The sequence below is a fragment of the Bradyrhizobium sp. STM 3561 genome (assembly GCF_045571455.1).
Taxonomy (GTDB): domain Bacteria; phylum Pseudomonadota; class Alphaproteobacteria; order Rhizobiales; family Xanthobacteraceae; genus Bradyrhizobium; species Bradyrhizobium vignae.
In genome coordinates, this window is sequence record NZ_CP120695.1 from 5,789,270 (window position 1) to 5,807,465 (window position 18,196).

Consider the following 18,196-nt stretch of genomic DNA (forward strand, 5'->3'; position numbering starts at 1 on the left):
GGGAAAGATGATGGGCACGGCGCTCCGCGCCTTTTGCCCGCCCTACGATTTCGAGCCTGCGGCTAGCCGCTTGTTGAACAGCTCGACATTCACGAGCCCGCGGGCGTGGCGGCCCTCGCCAAGCTTGCGCGTGCCCTCGAAGGCCTCGACATCGAAGCGGATGACGCGGCGCTCGACGGCGACCACCTTTGCGGTGGTCCGCACCGTCGCGCCGACGAGCGCAGCGGCAAGATGGCGGATGTCGACCTCGGTGCCGACGGTGACCCAGCCCGGCTGAAGCGCTGAGCGGATCGCATCGCCGGATGTCATCTCCATCTCCAGGATCATCATCGGCGTCGCGTAAACGAAAGGCATGCCGGGCACGAAGTGCCCGACGGTGCGCTCCACTGGCACCACCAGCGTGCGCTCGGCGCTCATGCCAACCTTGATGAAGTCGCGTGCGTCCATGGTGCCTCAAACAAGGTGTCGTCCCGGACAAGCGCGCCTTGAGCGCGCGCCGATCCGGGATCCATAACCACAGAACCTCGTGATTGCAGGGACTCGGAGTTACCGCTTCACCCCACAACCGTTCCCTGGGGCTTGCGTCCCGGATCCGCGCTGACGCTTGTCCGGGACGACCAGCGGAAAATGCCGCGCCAGCCGAAACTACTTCTTTGCGGCCGCCGCGCGCTCCACGAACGTCTTGCCGCCCTTCATCTTGTGGCGGAGCGGGGCTTCGTTGATCTGGATGACGACGGCATCGGCGTCGACGCCGAGATTCTTCACCAGCGCCTGGGTGATGTCGCGCATCATGCCGGCCTTCTGTTCGTCCGTGCGGCCTTCGGCCATGCTGATGGTGATCTCAGGCATTTTTTTCTCCCTTGCGGCCGAACACCGGCCATTGACGGTCGCCATCAAACAAGACGCGGATGCCCGGGACAAGCCCGCGCATGACGCTGCCTGCGAATAGCTAGCCCCAGCTCACGTCATGGCGCGCCAGGATCTCGCGCACCTTGGCGACGATATCCGCCTCGCTGCACGAGAACTGCGCCGGCCTGCTCTCGCGCCATTCCTGATTGGAGGCGATCGCGGCCGCCGCCTTGGCGCCCTCGACCAGATCCTTGATCTGCACCTCGCCACGCGCCTTCTCGTCCGAGCCCTGGATGATGACGCAAGGTGAGTTGCGGCGGTCGCCATATTTGAGCTGGTTGCCCATGTTCTTGGGATTGCCGAGATAGAGCTCGGCGCGGATGCCGGCGGTGCGCAAGCTTGCCACCATCTTCTGGTAGTCGGCGACACGGTCGCGGTCGAACACGGTGACGACGACGGGACCGAACTCGGGCCGCGTGTCGAGCTTGCCGAGCAGCGTCAGCGCCGCCTGCAGCCGCGACACGCCGATCGAGAAACCGGTCGCCGGCACCGGCTCGCCGCGGAAGCGCGAGACGAGGCCGTCATAGCGGCCACCGCCGCCGACCGAGCCGAAGCGTACCGGGCGGCCCTTCTCGTCCTTGGTGTCGAGCAGCAGTTCGACCTCGTAGACGGGACCGGTGTAATATTCGAGACCGCGCACGACGGAGGGATCGATCTTGATGCGATCTGCCCCGTAACCCGACGCCGTCACCAGCTTGGCGATCTCTTCCAGCTCGCTGACACCGGCCTGACCGACTTCGCTCTTGGCGAGATAAGCCTCTGCCGCCGCGATGGCGTCTTTCCAATCTTCGCGCGTCTTGGTGATGGCGAGAACAACGTCAGCCTCCGCCGCGCTCAAATTGGCGCCTTTCGTGAAGTCGCCCTTGCCTTCTTCGCCGCCATCCCATCGTCCAGGACCAAGCAGCTTGCGCACTTCGTCGGCGGAAAACTTGTCCAGCTTGTCGATCGCTCGCAGCACGGTCAGTCGGCGTGCCGCATTTTCCTCACCCGCCAGACCGATGGCTTCCAGAACGCCATCGAGCACCTTGCGATTGTTCACCTTCACCACATACTGGCCACGCGCAATGCCGAGCGCTTCCATCGTGTCCGCCGCCATCATGCAGATCTCGGCATCCGCCGCCGGCGTCGCCGAGCCGACGGTGTCGGCATCGAACTGCATGAACTGGCGGAAGCGGCCGGGGCCGGGCTTCTCGTTGCGGAACACGTAGCCGGCCCGATAGCTGCGATAGGGCTTTGGCAGTGTGTCGAAATTCTCGGCGACATAGCGGGCGAGCGGCGCGGTCAGATCGTAGCGCAGGCTGATCCACTGCTCGTCGTCGTCCTGGAACGAGAACACGCCCTCGTTCGGACGATCCTGATCGGGCAGGAATTTTCCGAGCGCGTCGGTGTACTCCATCGCCGGCGTCTCCACCGGCTCGAAACCGTAGAGCTCGTAGACGGCGCGGATCTTCTCGACCATCTCGCGCGTCGCCCGGATCGCGGCGGGATCGCGATCCTCGAGCCCGCGCGGCAGGCGCGCCTTCAGTTTCTGGGGTTTTTTGGGTTTCTCGGCCATGCGCGGCGTTTACCAGCCGACGCGGGAGGCGGCAACCGTCCTACGGCTGCTCGTGCCAGATGCCAGCCGGCGCTCCCCAGCGCGCCGCCTCTTGGCGGCGTGGTGCGCTGCTGATCCGGGGTCCATTGACGCTGGGATGGGTCCCGGCTCTGCGGCGCACCGCTGAAGAAGTGCTGCGCCGCGTCGGGGACACGAGAATCCTAGAAGACTTTCCGTATCCAGTTGTGCGGATCGTTGGTGCGGCCGTACTGGATGTCGACGAGCTGCTTGCGCAGACCCATGGCGACGGGGCCGGCGGCGCCGCCCGAGATCTCGAAATCGCCGCTCACCGAGCGCACCTTGCCGATCGGCGAGATGACGGCGGCAGTGCCGCAGGCAAACGCTTCCTTCAGCTTGCCTGAGGCCGCATCCTTGCGCCACTGCTCGAGCGAATACGGCTCCTCGCGCACGGTCTTGCCGGCATCGCGTGCCAGCGTGATGATGGAGTCGCGGGTGATGCCGGGCAGGATGGTGCCGAGCGGCGGCGTCGAGAGCGAGCCGTCGTCGAACACGAAGAAGATGTTCATCCCGCCGAGCTCCTCGATATAGCGGCGCTCGACCGCATCGAGAAACACCACCTGATCGCAGCCGTGCTGGATCGCTTCCGCCTGGGCGCGCAGGCTCGCGGCATAATTGCCACCGCACTTGACCGCGCCGGTGCCGCCGATCGCGGCGCGCGTGTAGTTCTCGGAGACCCAGATCGAGACCGGCGCAGGCCCGCCCTTGAAATAGGAGCCGACGGGCGACGCGATCACCGCAAAAATATACTCCGACGACGGCTTGACGCCGAGGAAGGTCTCGCTCGCGATCATGAAGGGGCGCAAATACAGGCTGCCCTCGCCGCCCGGCATCCAGGCGCGGTCGATGCGCACGACCTGCTCGACCGCCTCGATGAAGACATCCTCAGGCAACTGAGCCATTGCCATGCGGTCCGCCGAGTCCTTGAAGCGGCGCGCATTGGCGTCGGGGCGGAACAGGTTCACCCCGCCATCGTCGCGCTTGTAGGCCTTGAGGCCTTCAAAAATTTCCTGGGCGTAGTGCAGGACCGCGCCGGCCGGATCGAGCTGGAAGTTGGCGCGCGCCTCGATCCGCGCTTCGTACCAGCCGCTCTTGGCCTGATTGTAGCGGACGATCGCCATGTGATCGGTGAAAACCCGCCCGAAGCCGGGGTCCACCAGCTTGGCGATACGGTCCTTTTCGGACGTCGGATTGGATGCGGGCTGGATGTCGAATTTCATGCTCATGTCCTTGCCTCCCGCTGCCGGTTGCGGCGCTGTTCTGGCGCCCGCCTGCCCGTTTCGGGCCCGGCTGGCTTGATTGGGATCTTGGCCGGACCGCCGCCAGCCTTGTTACGGCCGGTTTCCGTGGCCAGCATGTCGCCGAGGACATGCTTTTGCGGAAGGCGGAAGTCCAGTATGTTTTGCCGAAATGCCGCTCGACAATCGCACGGTAGATCTGATCCGGCCGTCGTCGCCTGTCCGGCCCTTTTCGCCGTCCCTGCTTCGACACCGCCCGACGCGAAAACGATCTAAAATTTCGTCCGGGTCGATCGTTTTGTAACATTGAACCCAAGATACGTCAATATGCCTGACATAAATTTCGCAGCCTCTTCTCCTGACGTCGCCGAATCTCGGCCCGCCGCGTCTGATGGAGGCAATTTGCGCTGGGATATCATCGAGCTCTTGTTCTTCGCCTATCGCGACTTCGTCGGCGATCCCGACCAGGAGCTGGAGGCGTTCGGCTTCGGCCGCGCCCACCACCGCGTCATGCATTTCGTCTATCGCTATCCCGGCCTCAAGGTCGCCGACCTCCTCGACGTCCTGCGCATCACAAAGCAGTCGCTCGGCCGGGTGCTCAAGCAGCTCCTGGACGAGGGCTACATCGTGCAGAAGACCGGTGACAATGATCGCCGCCAGCGTCTGCTTTACGCGACACCGAAGGGCGAGGCGCTGGTGCAGAAGCTCGCCGGGCTCCAGACCACGCGGATCACCAGGGCGCTCGCGGAGTTGGCTCCGCAGGACGCCGAGATCGTGAAGCGCTTCCTACGCGCGATGATCGACCGCGACGATCCGGACAAGGTGCTCGAGACGATCTTCGCTTCCGTCAACCACGACGCCAAGGAGTGACCGTGCTCGCTGCCACGCTCGCCCGCCCGCCGGTGCAACCCGCCGACGATGCCCCGCATCTGCTGCTGGTCGATGACGATCGCCGCATCCGCGATCTGCTCTCGCGCTTTCTCGCCAGTGAGGGCTACCGCGTCACCACCGCGGCGAGCGCCGGCGATGCCCGCTCGAAACTGCTGGGCCTGCATTTCGATCTCCTGATCCTCGACGTCATGATGCCCGGCGAGACCGGCTTCGACCTTGCCCGCTTCATCCGGACCTCGTCCTCGGTGCCGATCGTGATGCTGACGGCGCGGCACGAGGCCGAAGCCCGTATCGAGGGCCTCCAGATCGGCGCCGACGATTACGTGGCAAAGCCTTTCGAGCCGCGCGAGCTTGCGCTGCGCATCAACAACATCCTCAAGCGCGCCGCGCCGCCGCCGCAGGCCACGACCGTCGAGAAGATCGCGTTCGGTCCCTACGTCTACCATCTCGATCGCGGCGAGTTGCGCCAGGGCGAGGAGGTCATCCACCTCACCGATCGCGAGCGCGAGATGCTGCGGATTCTCGCGGAGACGCCGGGCGAGACCGTGCCGCGCAGCGCACTGACCGGCAATGGCAGCGTCAACGAGCGCGCCGTCGACGTGCAGATCAACCGCCTCAGGCGCAAGATCGAGACCGATCCCGCCAATCCGCTGTTTTTGCAGGCGGTGCGCGGCATCGGCTACCGCCTGGTTGCCTCGCCATAAATCAGTGAAGCGCGCTAGATGAGCACGATCGATACCGGCCTGACGCTTCTGAAGAGCGCCGCCGGCCACGTTTCGGCGGCCAATGGCTGGATGGGCAATGCGTTCAAGGGCTGGATGCCGACCGGCCTCTATGCCCGCGCGCTCCTCATCATGATCGTGCCGATGGTGGTGCTGCAATCGGTCGTCGCCTTCGTGTTCATGGAGCGGCACTGGAACACGGTGACGCGCAGATTGTCCGCTGCCGTGGTGCAGGACATCGCCGCGCTGATCGACGTCTACAAGGGCTATCCGCAAGACAAGGACCGCGACCAGATCCGCCGCATCGCGCAACAGCGTCTCGGCCTCGTCGTCGACTTCCTGCCCGCCGGCGACATGCCGCCGCCAGGGCCGAAGCCGTTCTTCTCGCTGCTCGATCAGACGCTGTCGGTGCAGCTCGGCCGCCAGATCGGACGCTCGTTCTGGATCGACACGGTCGGCCGCTCCAACCTGGTCGAAATCCGCATCCAGCTCGACGACGCCGTGATGCGCGTGTTCGCGCAGCGCAGCGCCGCCTATGCCTCGAATTCGGAGATTTTCCTGTTCTGGATGGTCGGCACGTCCTCGATCCTCCTGATCGTCGCTGTGCTGTTCCTGCGCAACCAGATCAAGCCGATCCTGCGCCTTGCCGATGCCGCCGAAAGTTTTGGCAAGGGCCGCGAGGCGCCAAATTTCAGGCCGCGTGGTGCACGCGAGGTGCGGCGCGCGGCGGTCGCCTTCCTCGAGATGAAGTCGCGCATCGAGCGCACGATGGAGCAGCGCACCGCGATGCTCGCCGGCGTCAGCCACGATCTGCGCACCATCCTGACCCGCTTCAAGCTCGAGCTGGCGCTGATCGGCGACAGCCCCGAGCTCGAGGGCATGCGCAAGGATGTCGACGAGATGTCGATGATGCTCGAGGATTACCTCGCGTTTGCCCGCGGCGATTCCGGCGAGCAGTCGCAGCCGACCGACATGGCGCAAGCGCTCGAGGAGTTGCGCAGCGATGCCGAGCGCCATGGCCACACTGCAACCGTGGCCTTCCACGGGTTGCCGGTGGTGACGGTGAAGGCCGCCTCGTTCAAGCGCTGCCTCGCCAACCTCGTCACCAACGCGGCGCGCTACGGCAAGGCGATCGCCATCACAGGCCAGCGCGATCACCGTTATCTCACCGTCACGATCGACGACGACGGCCCAGGCATTCCCGCTCACTTGCGCGAAGAGGTGTTCAAGCCGTTCCTCCGGCTGGACAACGCCCGCAACCAGGACGAAGGCGGCACCGGCCTCGGCCTCGCCATCGCCCGCGACATCGCCCGCTCGCATGGCGGCGACATCACGCTGGGTGACAGCCCGATGGGCGGATTGAGGGCGAGCGTGAGGATTCCGGTGTAGCTCGGGCTACGGTCTCACGACCATCTCACCCTACTTCGGCAGCAGCGCCTTCAGCTTGTCCATGTCGCGCACGTTCATCTTGAAACCGCCTGGCATCACGATGTCGCCGGGCTTTTGCTCCGGCTTGCAGGCTCCCAGCCACTTGGCTTGCAGCGTCGTGGTGTTGTCGCGCCCCGCCGCGCCGGCGACGCCGCCTTGCGCATGCGAGGTCGTCTTCACCGTGTAGGCCGAGTTGAAATCGCCAGTGATCTCGGCATGCGAGGTCGTGCTGACGCCGGCGACGCTGCACTCGGAATCGCTGACATAGCCGGTCGCGGTCTTCCTGATCTCCTGCTTGGCGCAGATCTGCTTGGCCATCGGGGAGACGTTGTTGCTCATCTCCTTGTCGACGGTCTCGTCGGTGCAGTGCTGCATGGTCATCTCGGGCACGGGCGAGCCTGATGTGACCAGCTTCATCTCCCAAAGACCGGCCTTGCGCACCGGCAGGTCATCGGCACTGGCGCTACCTGCCGACAACGCGAGGCAAAGCGTCGAGCCGAGCAAAGCGAGTTTGCGCGTCATGTGGGAAGCTCCCGGCCAACAGATTGCGGCGTTTCGACAACGCCTCAGTAGAGCGTGCGGATCGGCCGATCGGCGGCGCCATAGGGCACCCAGCGGCAGGAGAACGAGATGTAACCGCCCTCATAGGCCTGCACGCCGAGGAATTTCGCGACCTTGCCGTAGCGTGCGCAGTGATCGACCGCGACCTGCCGCGCGTCGACCTGGGTCGCCATCGAATAGGCGATGATGCCGCCGGTGTCGTTGCCCTTGAACGGAGGCACCGGAAGGATATCGGCGCGCGCCGACTGGCTCGCCATCAACCCCAAGGCAAGAAGGCCCGCGGCCGCAATGATTCGCATTCCTGTCACTCCAATTTGTTAGCGGCAGTTTACGGTGCCGGGATGGAAGTGAAAAGAACCGAAGGCCAGTTGGCCGCGACGTCTTGGTCAACTCCTGGCGAAGTGTTGCCGCGCTGCACTTGACCTCCCCCGGCCTTCGCGGCACCGTCCGACCTTCGCAAGACCTCAGCTGTCTGGATTGATCATGCGCGCCCCCTCCTCGAAATCGCTCCGCTTCGCCGCCGTGCTCGGCCTCATGTTCGGGGCACTGTCGCTCGGCGAAGCCAAGGCCGCCAACGGACTTGAGCTGAATTTCTGGCTGAGCGGCCCGCGCTACGACGGCGCCGTTGCCGATTGCGACAAGGCGCTGCCGACGATCGCCACCCAGTTCTGGGAGAAAGAAAGCTCGTTCTGGAATTCCTCCTTGAAGATCACCGGCTTCTCGGCCGTTCGCGAGGTCGCGTTCCGCCCCTGGCAGTCCGATAACATTCCGCGCCGCTATTGCACCGCTGACGCCATGCTCAACGACGGCAAGGTGCGCAGGGTGCATTTCTCGCTCATCGAGGACGGCGGCTTTGCCGGCTACGGCAACGGCGTCGAGTGGTGCGTGGTCGGGCTCGATCGCAATTGGGCCTACAACCCGGCCTGCCGCGCCGCCAAACCCTGATCCGAAGAGCGCCTGATTCGGGCTGATCGGCCGGCGCACGAGAGCGGCTCCAAATTTTGTTCTTGAAATGTTCCAACCGCCTGCTAGGCTGCGTGCACAGTCTAGTTGAGGGCGTCGCCATGTTTCATTCCAGATTGCGTTCGTTGTCCCGTCTGATGATCTCGCTGACCCTTGCTGCCGGGTTGGCAACTCTCGCCGGCGGTGCGAAGGCCCAGGACAAGCGGCAGAACGCGCCCGGCGAATTCGACTTCTATGTGCTTTCGCTGTCATGGTCGCCATCGTTCTGCGAGGAAGCGGCAGAACGCGGCGGCCGGTCACAGATGCAATGCGGCGGACGGCCCTACGCTTTCGTGGTGCATGGGCTGTGGCCGCAATATGAGAACGGCTTTCCGGAATACTGCCAGCGGCCGGCGCCGCGGCTGAATCGCAGCATCGTCTCCTCGATGCTCGACCTGATGCCGGCGCCGGGCCTGATCTTCAACGAATGGGACAAACACGGCACCTGCTCCGGGCTCGAAGGCCGCAGCTATTTCGAGACGATCCGCAAGGCGCGCGCCGCGATCAAGATTCCGCCCGAATATCTCGATCTGTCGCAGGCCAAGACCGTGGCGCCGGCGGAGGTCGAGGAAGCCTTCATCAAGGCCAATCCCGGTCTCAGCAATGCCGCCATCTCGGTCACCTGCAACCGGACCCGGCTCTCCGAGGTCCGCATCTGCCTCAGCAAGGACCTGCAATTCCGCGCCTGCGACGAGATCGAGCGCCGCGCCTGCCGCCGCGACCAGGTGACGATGCCGCCGATCAGGGGCGGGTAGCCCCGCTCTTGTGGCCGGGATTCAGCGCACTACGCCGCGAACCGCGGCGTAGTGCGCTGCTGATCTGAGGCCCAATACGAGAAAGAGCTGGGTCCCGGCTCAGCGGCGCAGCGTTACGCGCTGCACCGCGTCCGGGACATGTGATCGTGCCTCTTTGCTGAAGCGATCACGTAGCGTAGTGCTGTTTCATGAACTACCGCCACGCCTTCCACGCCGGCAGCTTCGCCGATGTCATCAAGCACATCGTGCTGGCGCGCATCCTCACTTACTTGCAGGACAAGCCCGCGGCGTTCCGCGTCATCGACACCCATGCCGGCGCCGGGCTCTACGATCTCGACAGCGACGAGGCGCGCCGCGGCGGCGAATGGCTGACCGGCATTGCGCGGCTGCTGCAGGCGCGCCTGTCGAACGAGACCGCGGCGCTGATCAAGCCCTATCTCGACATCGTCCGCGCCTTCAATCCGAAGGGCGAGCTTAGGGCTTATCCAGGCTCGCCGCTGATTGCGCGCGGCCTGCTCAGACCGCAAGACCGCCTCGTCGCCTGCGAGCTCGAGCCGAAGGCGCGGAAAGCGCTGATCGACGTGCTGCGCCGCGACGAGCAGGCCCGCGTGGTCGATCTCGACGGCTGGGTGGCGCTGCCGGCCTTCGTGCCGCCGAAGGAGCGGCGCGGCCTCGTGCTGATCGACCCGCCGTTCGAAGCCAAGGACGAGTTCGAGCGGCTGGGCGAGGCCTTCGCGGCGGCCTTCGCAAAATGGCCGACCGGTATCTATGTTATTTGGTATCCGGCCAAGAATCGGCGGGCCACCGACACGCTGGCCCAAACGGTCGCGCGGCTCGCAGCTGCAGCAAAGCCGCCGGGGAAATGCCTGCGCCTCGAATTCAGCGTCGCGCCGCAAGCCGACGGCGCCGCCCTCACCTCCACCGGGCTCCTGATCGTCAATCCGCCCTATACGCTGCACGGCGAGCTCAAGACCATCCTGCCCGAGCTGGAAATGCCGCTCGGCCAGGGCGGGGCTGCCAGATTCCGATTGGAGGTGCCGAGACTGTAACACTCCGGCATTCTTGGGAAAAATATGCAGGACCCGTAGTCAATCTGCAAAGAACCGTATTATGCTGTTTCTGTGACTGGCTTTACGTTCCGCTTCCGCGAATGGTTGCGGCGGAGTGAAGGCCCTAAGAAAGATCCCGCCGGACCGATGAGGTCCGTCCAAGGATGGCCAGCTCCCGGGCTCCGTGAGGCCCGGTCATGTCGTGACGTGAGTCTGCGTCGCGGCGGAGGAGCAATGAGGGGGAGTTTCCCGATGGCCATGACGGGAACGGTCAAGTTCTTCAACGGCGAGCGCGGCTACGGCTTCATCAAGCCCGATGACGGCGGTCGCGATGTCTTCGTTCACATCACCGCTGTGGAGCGGGCGGGACTGAAAGACCTTGCCGAAGGACAGCGTATTACTTTCGAAGTCGAACCGGACAAGAAGGGGAAGGGACCGAAAGCGGTCAATTTGGTGATCCTCTCCTAAAGCGCAATGAGATTTGGATGAATCGTCATCGCGCTTTAGCTTGTTGTTTACGCATGATCTTTCCGGAAAACCGCTTCGCACTTTTCCGGATCATGCTTTAGCGAGCCCTGAGTAAAAAAATCCCGGCCGCGAGCGGCCGGGAGGCTGGTCCGGTATTTTCTTCTTTGGATGTCAGAAGTGATAGTTCACGCCTGCGCGGACAACGCTGGCGCTATAGCCGTTTGACACGCCCGTAATGGCGAACTGGCTCGTCGACAGATCGATGTAGAGATATTCGAGCTTGGCGCTCCAGTTCGGCGCGAGGCCGACTTCCGCGCCAGCACCGATGGTCCAGCCCGCGGTGGTGTGCGACTCCGTCCAGCCAAAGGTCTGCCCACGCAGCTCGCCGAAAACGAGACCGGCGGTGCCGTAGAACAGCACATTGCTGAACGCATAGCCGGCGCGGCCGCGCAGGGTGCCGAACCACGGATTGGAGAATTTCCACGGCGCAAAGGTATCGTCGGCACCGCTCGCCTGGATGTCGCCTTCGACACCGAACACCCACGGGCCGTTCTGGAAATTGTAGCCGGCTTGGACACCGCCGACGAAGCCCGACGGCTTCGTCGGGTTGTTGTCGACCGAGCCCCACTCATAGCCGATGTTGCCCCCGAGATAGGGACCTGCCCAGCTATAGGCATTGAGCGGCTGATTGACGGTATAGGGCGCACGCTGCCCGTAATTGAGATCGGCGGCCTCTGCCGAAGCTGTCCAGCCGGCGGCAACCAACGCGGCTGCGCCCACAACGAACCTCTTCATCACTCACTCCAACGCAACTGTCGCAACCCCTCGCGATGTCCGCGCCGCCGCGCCGACACCGTCGCATGGTTACGGAACCAAGAACTTTTCGCGCAGGATTTATCGAGAGTTTTAAGTTAAAGGGCTGTTAAGTCGGGTTACCGCCCGCTTAACAGACTTAAGGAAGCGTTACCGGGAACTGGCCGCCATCCTGTGCGTGCAGCAAGGCCGGAACTTCAAATCGGCCCCCCCAGCACCTAAATTCGCCCCATGGTTCACGATTCCTCCGACAATCCGGACGACCGCGCGCGTAAGTCGCCGCGCCCTGGTGCGACCGACGCGCCGCCCGAGCGCCTGGCAGCGCCGGACGTCGATCCCGCGGCAGCGGGCGGCGACGACGAGGACGATGCGCTGCTGCCGGATATCCTGGAAGAGAGCGGCGCGGTTGGCGAAGGCCCGCTGGCGACCGGTCATGAGGCGATCGAGCGCGCGGTTCGGCTCGCACCCACCTCGCCCGGCGTCTATCGCATGCTCAATGCGAACGCCGACGTGCTCTATGTCGGCAAGGCCAAGAACGTCAAAAAGCGACTGTCCAGCTATGCGCGCCAGAGTGCGCCGCTGCCGGCCCGCATCCTGCGCATGATCGCGGCCACCGTGACCGTGGAGATCGTCTCGACCAACACCGAGACCGAGGCCCTGCTGCTGGAAGCCAACCTCATCAAGCAGCTGCGGCCGCGCTTCAACGTGCAGCTGCGCGACGACAAGTCGTTCCCCTATATCCTGATCACCGGCGACCATTGGGCGCCGCAGATCCTGAAACATCGCGGCGCACAGACCCGGCCCGGCCGCTATTTCGGCCCGTTCGCCTCCGCCGGCGCGGTCAACCGCACCATCACGGCGCTGCAGCGCGCGTTCCTGATCCGCTCCTGCACCGATTCCTTCTTCGAGAGCCGCACCCGCCCCTGCCTGCTGTATCAGATCCGCCGCTGCGCCGGTCCGTGCACCCGCGAGATCGATTTCGGCGGTTATTCGACGCTGGTGCGCGAGGCCAGCGACTTTCTTTCCGGCAAGAGCCATGCGGTGAAGCAGGAGCTCGCCGGCGAGATGGAGAAGGCGGCCAGCGAGCTCGAATTCGAGCGCGCCGCACTCTACCGCGACCGCCTCGCCGCACTGTCGGCGATCCAGTCGCAGCAGGGCATCAATCCGCGCACGGTGGAGGAAGCCGACGTGTTCGCCATCCACCAGGAGGGCGGCTTCTCCTGCGTCGAGGTGTTCTTCTTCCGCACCGGCCAGAACTGGGGCAACCGCGCCTATTTTCCGCGCGCGGAAAAGAGCTTTACGCCGGAAGAGGTGCTCGGCTCGTTGCTCGCCCAGTTCTACGATGACAAGCCGCCGCCGAGGAACATCCTGCTCTCGCACGAGATCGAGGAATGCGAGCTGCTCGCCAATGCGCTCTCGATCAAGGCCGGCCACAAGGTCGAGATCACTGCGCCCAAGCGCGGCGAGAAGAAGGAGCTGGTCACTCACGCGCTGACCAATGCGCGCGAGGCGCTCGGCCGCAAGCTCGCGGACACCGCAACGCAAAGCCGCCTGCTCGAGGCCATGGCCGCGACGCTGAACCTGCCGCATGCGCCCAAGCGTATCGAGGTCTATGACAACAGCCATATCCAGGGCACCAATGCGGTCGGCGCCATGATCGTCGCCGGCCCCGACGGCTTCGTGAAGAACCAGTACCGCAAGTTCAACATCAAGTCGGAAGGGCTGACGCCCGGCGACGACTACGCCATGATGCGCGAGGTGCTCGAGCGCCGCTTCAAGCGCCTGATCAATCCCCCCGAGGACGGTGCAGCCAGGGAAAACGACAAGGCCAAGGACGACGATTTCCCGCAATGGCCCGACCTCGTCATCATCGACGGCGGCCGCGGCCAGCTCAACGCCGTTCGCGAGATCTTTGCAAATCTCGGCCTGACCCAGGTGTCGCTGATGTCCGTCGCCAAGGGGCCGGACCGGGATGCCGGCCGCGAGACCCTGTTCATGCCGGAACGCGAGGCCATCAAACTCGAGCCGCGCGATCCCGTGCTCTATTTCATCCAGCGCCTGCGCGACGAGGCCCACCGCTTCGTCATCGGTTCGCACCGCAAGCTGCGCAAGAAGGACATCCGCGAGGCCGGCTTGCAGGAGATTCCGGGCATCGGCCCGTCACGCAAACGTGCCTTGCTGCACCATTTCGGAACCCTGAAGGAGATCGAACGGGCCTCAATCGCCGATCTCGGCAAGGTTCCGGGGGTGAGCGCCGAGAGCGCCCGCAGGATTTTCGAATATTTCCATCCTCAGCCGGGATGAACTAAAGGGGGGCCGCGGTCATATGGTCGTTGCATCCCGCGCCCATCTGGGGAGCGGAACGGTTGACCTTGGGGCCCGAGCGGTATTGGTAGGACGGATGAACATCGCCACGACACGAGGGACGACCAGCCGCGCGATGTCCCTCCCCAACATCCTGACCTATGGCCGGATCGCCGCGATCCCGGTCGTGGTCGGATGCATCTATGCGCAGTCGATTCTGGATCAGCCGCTCTGGCTGCGCTGGCTCGCCGTCGCCCTTTTCATCGCGGCCGGGGTGACTGATTACCTCGACGGCTATTATGCGCGGATCTGGAATCAGCAATCGGCGTTCGGCCGGATGCTCGACCCGATCGCCGACAAGCTGCTGGTTGCCTCCTGCCTGCTGATGCTGGCCGCGGACGGCATCATCCACGGCTGGTCGCTGTGGGCCGCCATCGTGATCCTGTGCCGCGAGATCCTGGTCTCGGGCCTGCGCGAATACCTCGCCGCGCTGCGCGTCAGCGTGCCCGTGACCAAGCTCGCCAAATGGAAGACCACGGTCCAGCTCGTCGCCATCGGCTTCCTGCTCGCTGGTCCAGCCGGGGACGAGGTGGTGCCGGTCGTCTCGATGATCGGACTGGCGCTGCTGTGGGCTTCTGCGATCCTCACCATGTACACCGGCTACGACTATTTCCGCGCCGGCATCCATCACCTCATCAAGGAGGACGAGGGATGAAGGTGAAGTATTTCGCCTGGGTGCGCGAACGCGTCGGCAAGGCCGAAGAGACGATCGAGCCGCCGGGAAGCGTGCGCACCGTCGAGGAGCTGATCGCCTGGCTCTCCGGCCAAAGCGAGGCCCATGCGTATGCATTCGAGAAGCCGAAGGTGATCCGCGCCGCGATCGACCGCGCCCACGTCAAATCAGACGCCGTGATCGCCGGCGCCGGCGAGATCGCGTTCTTCCCGCCGATGACCGGCGGCTAGGCCGATGTCCTGGAACAGACCAGCGTGCGGCGCCGCCTCACCTCTCAACGGGGAGAGGTCGGATCGCTCGCGGCGATGCAAAGCATCGTCCGGCGCGATCCGGGTGATGGGACAGAGGTCTCACGAGAGGGCGTATCCCCTCACCCGCGCCTTCGGCGCGACCTCTCCCGATGGGAGAGGTGTCGAAGCGGCACGATCATGACCTGTCCCGTCACCATCCGCATCCAGGAGGACGATTTCGACATCGCGCGCGAGATCGCGGTCCTGACCAAGAGCCGCACCGACATCGGCGCGGTCGTGAGCTTCTCCGGCATTTGCCGCGCCGACGAGGAGAGCGCGAAGATCGCCGCGCTCACGCTCGAACATTATCCGGGCATGGCGGAAGAGGAGATCAAGCGCCATGTCGAGGAGGCGACCTCGCGTTGGCCGCTGAATGGCGTCACGGTGATTCACCGCGTCGGCCGCCTTATGCCCGGCCAGAACATCGTGCTGGTGCTGACCGCCTCGCAGCACCGCCAGGCCGCATTCCAGGCGGCCGAGTTCCTGATGGACTATCTCAAGACCAGTGCACCGTTCTGGAAGAAAGAAGAGAGCGCCACCGGCACCGGCTGGGTCGAGGCCCACGCCCGTGACGACGAGGCCGCCGCGCGCTGGACGAAATCCTGATGGCAAAAACTGCAAGAAAGACCGCGCGCGGCCGCGCGGCGCCGAAGTTTGCAAAGGCGGGGCCCGGCGAGCTTGTCACGCTGCTCGACTTCGTCCGCTATGCGGTGAGCCGCTTCGTCGAAGCCAGGCTCGCCTTTGCCCACGGCACCATCGACCCGGTCGCGGAAGCCGCCTTCCTGATCTGCGAGGCGCTGCATCTCAATCCCGAACAATTCGATATCTTCGCCAACGCGCGCGTCACCGCAGCGGAAGGCAAGGCCATCATCGATCTGATTCATAAGCGCGTCACAACGCGCAAACCGGCCGCCTATCTCGTCAACAAGATCTATATGCGCGGCCTGCCCTTCTATGTCGACGAGCGCGTCATCGTTCCGCGCTCGTTCATCGGCGAGCTGCTGGATTCGCATTTCGGCGGCGACGGCGATGCCGGCTCGTTGATCGATGATCCAACGGCCGTGGCGCGCGTGCTCGATCTCTGCACGGGATCGGGATGCCTTGCGATCCTCGCCGCGCATCATTTCCCGAACGCCACCGTCGATGCCGTCGATATCTCCAAGGGTGCGCTTGAAGTCGCCGCCCGCAATGTCGGCGAATACGGGCTGGCGGACCGGATCAGCCTCCATCGCGGCGACCTTTTCGCCCCGCTCGGCGGCAACAGATACGACCTGATCATCACCAACCCGCCTTACGTCGATGCCGAGGGCATGGCGGCGCTGCCGCCCGAGTGCCGGGCCGAACCAAAGCTCGCCTTCGACGGCGGCGCCGACGGTCTCGACGTGGTGCGCCGCATCCTGCGCGATGCGCCCGATCACCTGACGCCGGACGGCGGGCTGATCTGCGAGATCGGGCGCGGCCGCGAGCTGGTCGACGAGGCCTTTCCGGACTTGCCGCTGCTCTGGCTCGACACCGAAGATTCCGAGGGCGAGGTGTTCTGGATCGCAGCCGCCGATCTCGGCTGAGCCTTTGCGACGCGCGCGCTTCGGAACAAGTCAAATAGCGCCACGTTCATCCTCCGATGCATTTTTTCGCTCTCGGAGGATGTCCGCATGCTCGCGCCATCGGGCGAATTGCTGCGCGCCGGCGTGGCGCTCAAGCTCAACCACCTCAAACGCGCCGCTCAATCCTATCTGCGTGACCAGACCAGCCAGGCAACGGGCAAGGTGACATCTTACGCCGTGGCCGGCGGACTGTTCGCAGCCGCGGGCCTGTTCGTTGTCGCGGCACTTTTCGTCGGGCTGATCGCCCTGTACCGCTGGATCGCCATCAGTTACGGGCAATTCTGGGGTTTTGGCGCGGTCGGCGCAGTGCTGCTGGTGTTGGCTGCGGTCTGTGCCGGGGTGGCGATGGCGCAGATGAGGCGCAAGCCCAAGCCGATCGTGCCGCTTGCGAGCCGCCTGCGCGTGGCGGTCGCGACGCCGCGGATCCCGCGCGGAACGGTCAAGCAGGCGGTGAAGGAGGTCGCAACGACAATTCCCCTCGCACCGCTCGCGCCGGGCGAACGCGGTCACGGCGGCAAACATTACGGCAACAGCACCTGGCCGGTCCGCGCCAACCGCCCCGTGCAACTTGGCCTGATGCTCGCGGCCGTCGGTCTGGTCGGACTGACGGCCGCCCGGAGGCGGCGCCACAGGCACAGTCTGGGGGCATGATGCTGGCGCGGCGCTCCGAACCGATCGACTCCTGGCTGCTGGTGGCGGCGACGGCGGTCTTCGTGCTGACGGCGGAGCGCTACTTTCAGGATTCTGGCCTGATCCGGTTGGGGCCTCCGCAGGACCACCGCAAAGCCGAAGCGAACTCACCGGAAACGAGCCCGGCGAGCGCCGCCGTGCAGCCCGGCCGTGGCCGCCGGGCGAAAAGTCCATTCGACATCCCTTGGTCGGGCTGGAAGGACATTTTCTGGCGGACCTATCAGCGTATCGACGAGGATCGCCTGCTCGCGACGGCGGGCGGCGTCGTCTTCTTCGGGCTGCTCGCGATCTTCCCCGCAGTCACGGCGGTCGTCTCTTCCTATGGCCTGTTCGCCGATCCCGCCACGATCAGCGCCAACCTCCAGAAGCTGGCGATGATGCTGCCCCAGGGCACGTTCGAGATCGTCGAGGAGCAGGTCGGGCGCGTGGTCTCGAAGGGCAACACGGCGCTGGGGGCCACATTCCTGTTCGGCTTTGTGCTTGCGATCTGGAGCGCCAATGCCGGGGTCAAGGCGATCTTCGACGCCCTCAATGTCGCCTATGAGGAACGCGAGAAGCGCAGCTTCATCCGCCTGAACATGGTCTCGCTGGCCTTCACCGTCGGCGGCATCGTGGCACTGCTGCTGATGGTGGGGGCCGTCGTCGCCTTCCCGCTAGCGCTCAATCATCTCGGCATGGCGCCCGAAAGCAAATTGATCGTGGCGTTGGCCCGATGGCCGCTGCTGTTCCTGATCCTGCTCGTGGCGCTCGCCATCCTCTACCGCTTCGCCCCGAGCCGCGACGCCCCGCGATGGCAATGGCTCAGCCTTGGGGCGGTGACGGCGGCCATCCTCTGGATCGCCGGCTCGGCCCTGCTCTCCTGGTACCTCTCGGAATTCGCCAATTACAATGCGACCTACGGCTCTCTGGGCGCTGCGATCGGCCTGATGATGTGGATGTGGATGTCGGCGATCGTCATCATGTTCGGCGCCGAGTTGAACTCGGAGATCGAACGGCAGACGCTGCGCGACACCACCACCGGACGGCCGAAGCCGCTCGGCAGCCGCGAAGCCGTCTCGGCCGACACGGTCGGCGCCCCCGCGCCATTTTGAGCGGGGGCGATCAGCCCGGAGCTTGGCCCGACCGCG

At 64.9% G+C, this 18,196-nt stretch carries 21 protein-coding genes; 14 read left to right on the forward strand and 7 right to left on the reverse strand.

Annotated features, from left to right (window positions below):
• Positions 1 to 42: 42 nt before the first annotated feature.
• The 4 genes from P6U28_RS27440 to P6U28_RS27455 form a co-directional block, all read right to left on the reverse strand.
• Positions 43 to 447, reverse strand: coding sequence for a thioesterase family protein (locus tag P6U28_RS27440; protein ID WP_129142562.1), 405 nt, complete (start codon positions 445 to 447; stop codon positions 43 to 45).
• Positions 448 to 645: 198 nt separating this feature from the next.
• Positions 646 to 894 carry a tautomerase family protein gene (locus P6U28_RS27445; RefSeq protein ID WP_122401001.1) on the reverse strand — a complete coding sequence of 83 codons (249 nt, stop codon included), beginning with the start codon at positions 892 to 894 and terminating at the stop codon, positions 646 to 648.
• A 55-nt stretch (positions 895 to 949) separates the two neighbouring features.
• Complete coding sequence (hisS, locus tag P6U28_RS27450) at positions 950 to 2,464, reverse strand: histidine--tRNA ligase (protein WP_129142563.1); 1,515 nt, start codon at positions 2,462 to 2,464, stop codon at positions 950 to 952.
• 200 nt (positions 2,465 to 2,664) lie between these two features.
• Positions 2,665 to 3,747 carry a branched-chain amino acid aminotransferase gene (locus P6U28_RS27455; RefSeq protein WP_129142564.1) on the reverse strand — a complete coding sequence of 361 codons (1,083 nt, stop codon included), beginning with the start codon at positions 3,745 to 3,747 and terminating at the stop codon, positions 2,665 to 2,667.
• A gap of 339 nt (positions 3,748 to 4,086) precedes the next feature.
• On the opposite strand from P6U28_RS27455, the gene P6U28_RS27460 reads away from it, so the two are divergent.
• From P6U28_RS27460 to P6U28_RS27470, 3 genes are read left to right on the forward strand one after another with little or no spacing between them, the layout of a single operon-like run.
• Positions 4,087 to 4,629: a MarR family winged helix-turn-helix transcriptional regulator gene (locus tag P6U28_RS27460; RefSeq protein ID WP_129142565.1), complete on the forward strand. Its 543-nt coding sequence runs from the start codon at positions 4,087 to 4,089 to the stop codon at positions 4,627 to 4,629.
• The gene (locus tag P6U28_RS27465; RefSeq protein WP_122400997.1) at positions 4,626 to 5,354 is read left to right on the forward strand and encodes a response regulator; all 729 of its coding nucleotides are present in this window, start codon (positions 4,626 to 4,628) and stop codon (positions 5,352 to 5,354) included. Before P6U28_RS27460 ends, P6U28_RS27465 begins: the two co-directional genes overlap by 4 nt.
• 18 nt (positions 5,355 to 5,372) lie before the next feature.
• On the forward strand, positions 5,373 to 6,761 hold the full coding sequence (locus P6U28_RS27470; RefSeq protein ID WP_407120268.1) for an ATP-binding protein: 1,389 nt from the start codon (positions 5,373 to 5,375) through the stop codon (positions 6,759 to 6,761).
• 30 nt (positions 6,762 to 6,791) lie between these two features.
• Here P6U28_RS27470 and P6U28_RS27475 read toward each other — a convergent pair whose 3' ends face one another.
• Together P6U28_RS27475 and P6U28_RS27480 are read right to left on the reverse strand one after the other, a co-directional pair.
• A complete protein-coding gene (locus P6U28_RS27475; protein WP_129142567.1) occupies positions 6,792 to 7,322 on the reverse strand; it encodes a DUF3617 family protein in 531 nt (176 codons plus the stop codon).
• A 44-nt stretch (positions 7,323 to 7,366) separates the two neighbouring features.
• A complete protein-coding gene (locus tag P6U28_RS27480; protein WP_122400994.1) occupies positions 7,367 to 7,660 on the reverse strand; it encodes a hypothetical protein in 294 nt (97 codons plus the stop codon).
• 184 nt (positions 7,661 to 7,844) lie between these two features.
• Between P6U28_RS27480 and P6U28_RS27485 the strand changes: the two genes are divergently transcribed.
• The 4 genes from P6U28_RS27485 to P6U28_RS27500 all read left to right on the forward strand — a co-directional run bounded on the left by P6U28_RS27485 (position 7,845) and on the right by P6U28_RS27500 (position 10,635).
• Positions 7,845 to 8,306, forward strand: a complete 462-nt coding sequence (locus tag P6U28_RS27485; protein WP_162500122.1) for a hypothetical protein — start codon at positions 7,845 to 7,847, stop codon at positions 8,304 to 8,306.
• Between the two features lie 119 nt (positions 8,307 to 8,425).
• Positions 8,426 to 9,118: a ribonuclease T2 family protein gene (locus P6U28_RS27490; protein ID WP_129142568.1), complete on the forward strand. Its 693-nt coding sequence runs from the start codon at positions 8,426 to 8,428 to the stop codon at positions 9,116 to 9,118.
• A gap of 188 nt (positions 9,119 to 9,306) precedes the next feature.
• Complete coding sequence (locus P6U28_RS27495) at positions 9,307 to 10,167, forward strand: 23S rRNA (adenine(2030)-N(6))-methyltransferase RlmJ (RefSeq protein WP_129142569.1); 861 nt, start codon at positions 9,307 to 9,309, stop codon at positions 10,165 to 10,167.
• A 252-nt stretch (positions 10,168 to 10,419) separates the two neighbouring features.
• Positions 10,420 to 10,635: a cold-shock protein gene (locus P6U28_RS27500; protein ID WP_008544396.1), complete on the forward strand. Its 216-nt coding sequence runs from the start codon at positions 10,420 to 10,422 to the stop codon at positions 10,633 to 10,635.
• Between the two features lie 171 nt (positions 10,636 to 10,806).
• Here P6U28_RS27500 and P6U28_RS27505 read toward each other — a convergent pair whose 3' ends face one another.
• Positions 10,807 to 11,430 carry an outer membrane protein gene (locus P6U28_RS27505; RefSeq protein ID WP_164936754.1) on the reverse strand — a complete coding sequence of 208 codons (624 nt, stop codon included), beginning with the start codon at positions 11,428 to 11,430 and terminating at the stop codon, positions 10,807 to 10,809.
• A 249-nt stretch (positions 11,431 to 11,679) separates the two neighbouring features.
• On the opposite strand from P6U28_RS27505, the gene uvrC reads away from it, so the two are divergent.
• From uvrC to P6U28_RS27540, 7 genes are all read left to right on the forward strand, one after another.
• Complete coding sequence (gene uvrC / locus P6U28_RS27510) at positions 11,680 to 13,752, forward strand: excinuclease ABC subunit UvrC (RefSeq protein WP_129142571.1); 2,073 nt, start codon at positions 11,680 to 11,682, stop codon at positions 13,750 to 13,752.
• 97 nt (positions 13,753 to 13,849) lie between these two features.
• Positions 13,850 to 14,467: a CDP-diacylglycerol--glycerol-3-phosphate 3-phosphatidyltransferase gene (gene pgsA / locus P6U28_RS27515; protein ID WP_122400988.1), complete on the forward strand. Its 618-nt coding sequence runs from the start codon at positions 13,850 to 13,852 to the stop codon at positions 14,465 to 14,467.
• Positions 14,464 to 14,715, forward strand: coding sequence for a molybdopterin converting factor subunit 1 (gene moaD / locus P6U28_RS27520; protein ID WP_122400987.1), 252 nt, complete (start codon positions 14,464 to 14,466; stop codon positions 14,713 to 14,715). The genes pgsA and moaD overlap by 4 nt, the downstream gene beginning before the upstream one ends.
• Positions 14,716 to 14,913: 198 nt before the next feature.
• Positions 14,914 to 15,381 carry a molybdenum cofactor biosynthesis protein MoaE gene (locus P6U28_RS27525; protein ID WP_129142572.1) on the forward strand — a complete coding sequence of 156 codons (468 nt, stop codon included), beginning with the start codon at positions 14,914 to 14,916 and terminating at the stop codon, positions 15,379 to 15,381.
• Positions 15,381 to 16,340 carry a 50S ribosomal protein L3 N(5)-glutamine methyltransferase gene (prmB, locus tag P6U28_RS27530; protein WP_407120269.1) on the forward strand — a complete coding sequence of 320 codons (960 nt, stop codon included), beginning with the start codon at positions 15,381 to 15,383 and terminating at the stop codon, positions 16,338 to 16,340. The genes P6U28_RS27525 and prmB overlap by 1 nt, the downstream gene beginning before the upstream one ends.
• 87 nt (positions 16,341 to 16,427) lie before the next feature.
• Complete coding sequence (locus tag P6U28_RS27535; protein ID WP_122400984.1) at positions 16,428 to 17,030, forward strand: phage holin family protein; 603 nt, start codon at positions 16,428 to 16,430, stop codon at positions 17,028 to 17,030.
• On the forward strand, positions 17,030 to 18,160 hold the full coding sequence (locus P6U28_RS27540) for a YihY/virulence factor BrkB family protein (protein WP_122400983.1): 1,131 nt from the start codon (positions 17,030 to 17,032) through the stop codon (positions 18,158 to 18,160). Before P6U28_RS27535 ends, P6U28_RS27540 begins: the two co-directional genes overlap by 1 nt.
• The last annotated feature ends 36 nt before the right edge of the window (positions 18,161 to 18,196 follow it).

Excerpts from the sequence above, each read along its gene's own strand:
- P6U28_RS27495 (WP_129142569.1), top strand. The coding sequence starts at position 9,307 with ATGAACTACCGCCACGCCTTCCACGCCGGCAGCTTCGCCGATGTCATC.
- pgsA (WP_122400988.1), top strand. The coding sequence starts at position 13,850 with ATGAACATCGCCACGACACGAGGGACGACCAGCCGCGCGATGTCCCTC.
- moaD (WP_122400987.1), top strand. The coding sequence starts at position 14,464 with ATGAAGGTGAAGTATTTCGCCTGGGTGCGCGAACGCGTCGGCAAGGCC.
- P6U28_RS27440 (WP_129142562.1), bottom strand. The coding sequence starts at position 447 with ATGGACGCACGCGACTTCATCAAGGTTGGCATGAGCGCCGAGCGCACG.
- P6U28_RS27490 (WP_129142568.1), top strand. The coding sequence starts at position 8,426 with ATGTTTCATTCCAGATTGCGTTCGTTGTCCCGTCTGATGATCTCGCTG.
- uvrC (WP_129142571.1), top strand. The coding sequence starts at position 11,680 with ATGGTTCACGATTCCTCCGACAATCCGGACGACCGCGCGCGTAAGTCG.
- P6U28_RS27480 (WP_122400994.1), bottom strand. The coding sequence starts at position 7,660 with ATGCGAATCATTGCGGCCGCGGGCCTTCTTGCCTTGGGGTTGATGGCG.
- P6U28_RS27470 (WP_407120268.1), top strand. The coding sequence starts at position 5,373 with ATGAGCACGATCGATACCGGCCTGACGCTTCTGAAGAGCGCCGCCGGC.
- P6U28_RS27525 (WP_129142572.1), top strand. The coding sequence starts at position 14,914 with ATGACCTGTCCCGTCACCATCCGCATCCAGGAGGACGATTTCGACATC.
- P6U28_RS27500 (WP_008544396.1), top strand. The coding sequence starts at position 10,420 with ATGGCCATGACGGGAACGGTCAAGTTCTTCAACGGCGAGCGCGGCTAC.
- P6U28_RS27505 (WP_164936754.1), bottom strand. The coding sequence starts at position 11,430 with ATGAAGAGGTTCGTTGTGGGCGCAGCCGCGTTGGTTGCCGCCGGCTGG.
- P6U28_RS27460 (WP_129142565.1), top strand. The coding sequence starts at position 4,087 with ATGCCTGACATAAATTTCGCAGCCTCTTCTCCTGACGTCGCCGAATCT.
- prmB (WP_407120269.1), top strand. The coding sequence starts at position 15,381 with ATGGCAAAAACTGCAAGAAAGACCGCGCGCGGCCGCGCGGCGCCGAAG.
- P6U28_RS27485 (WP_162500122.1), top strand. The coding sequence starts at position 7,845 with ATGCGCGCCCCCTCCTCGAAATCGCTCCGCTTCGCCGCCGTGCTCGGC.
- P6U28_RS27535 (WP_122400984.1), top strand. The coding sequence starts at position 16,428 with ATGCTCGCGCCATCGGGCGAATTGCTGCGCGCCGGCGTGGCGCTCAAG.
- hisS (WP_129142563.1), bottom strand. The coding sequence starts at position 2,464 with ATGGCCGAGAAACCCAAAAAACCCCAGAAACTGAAGGCGCGCCTGCCG.
- P6U28_RS27475 (WP_129142567.1), bottom strand. The coding sequence starts at position 7,322 with ATGACGCGCAAACTCGCTTTGCTCGGCTCGACGCTTTGCCTCGCGTTG.
- P6U28_RS27445 (WP_122401001.1), bottom strand. The coding sequence starts at position 894 with ATGGCGACCGTCAATGGCCGGTGTTCGGCCGCAAGGGAGAAAAAAATG.
- P6U28_RS27455 (WP_129142564.1), bottom strand. The coding sequence starts at position 3,747 with ATGAGCATGAAATTCGACATCCAGCCCGCATCCAATCCGACGTCCGAA.
- P6U28_RS27540 (WP_122400983.1), top strand. The coding sequence starts at position 17,030 with ATGCTGGCGCGGCGCTCCGAACCGATCGACTCCTGGCTGCTGGTGGCG.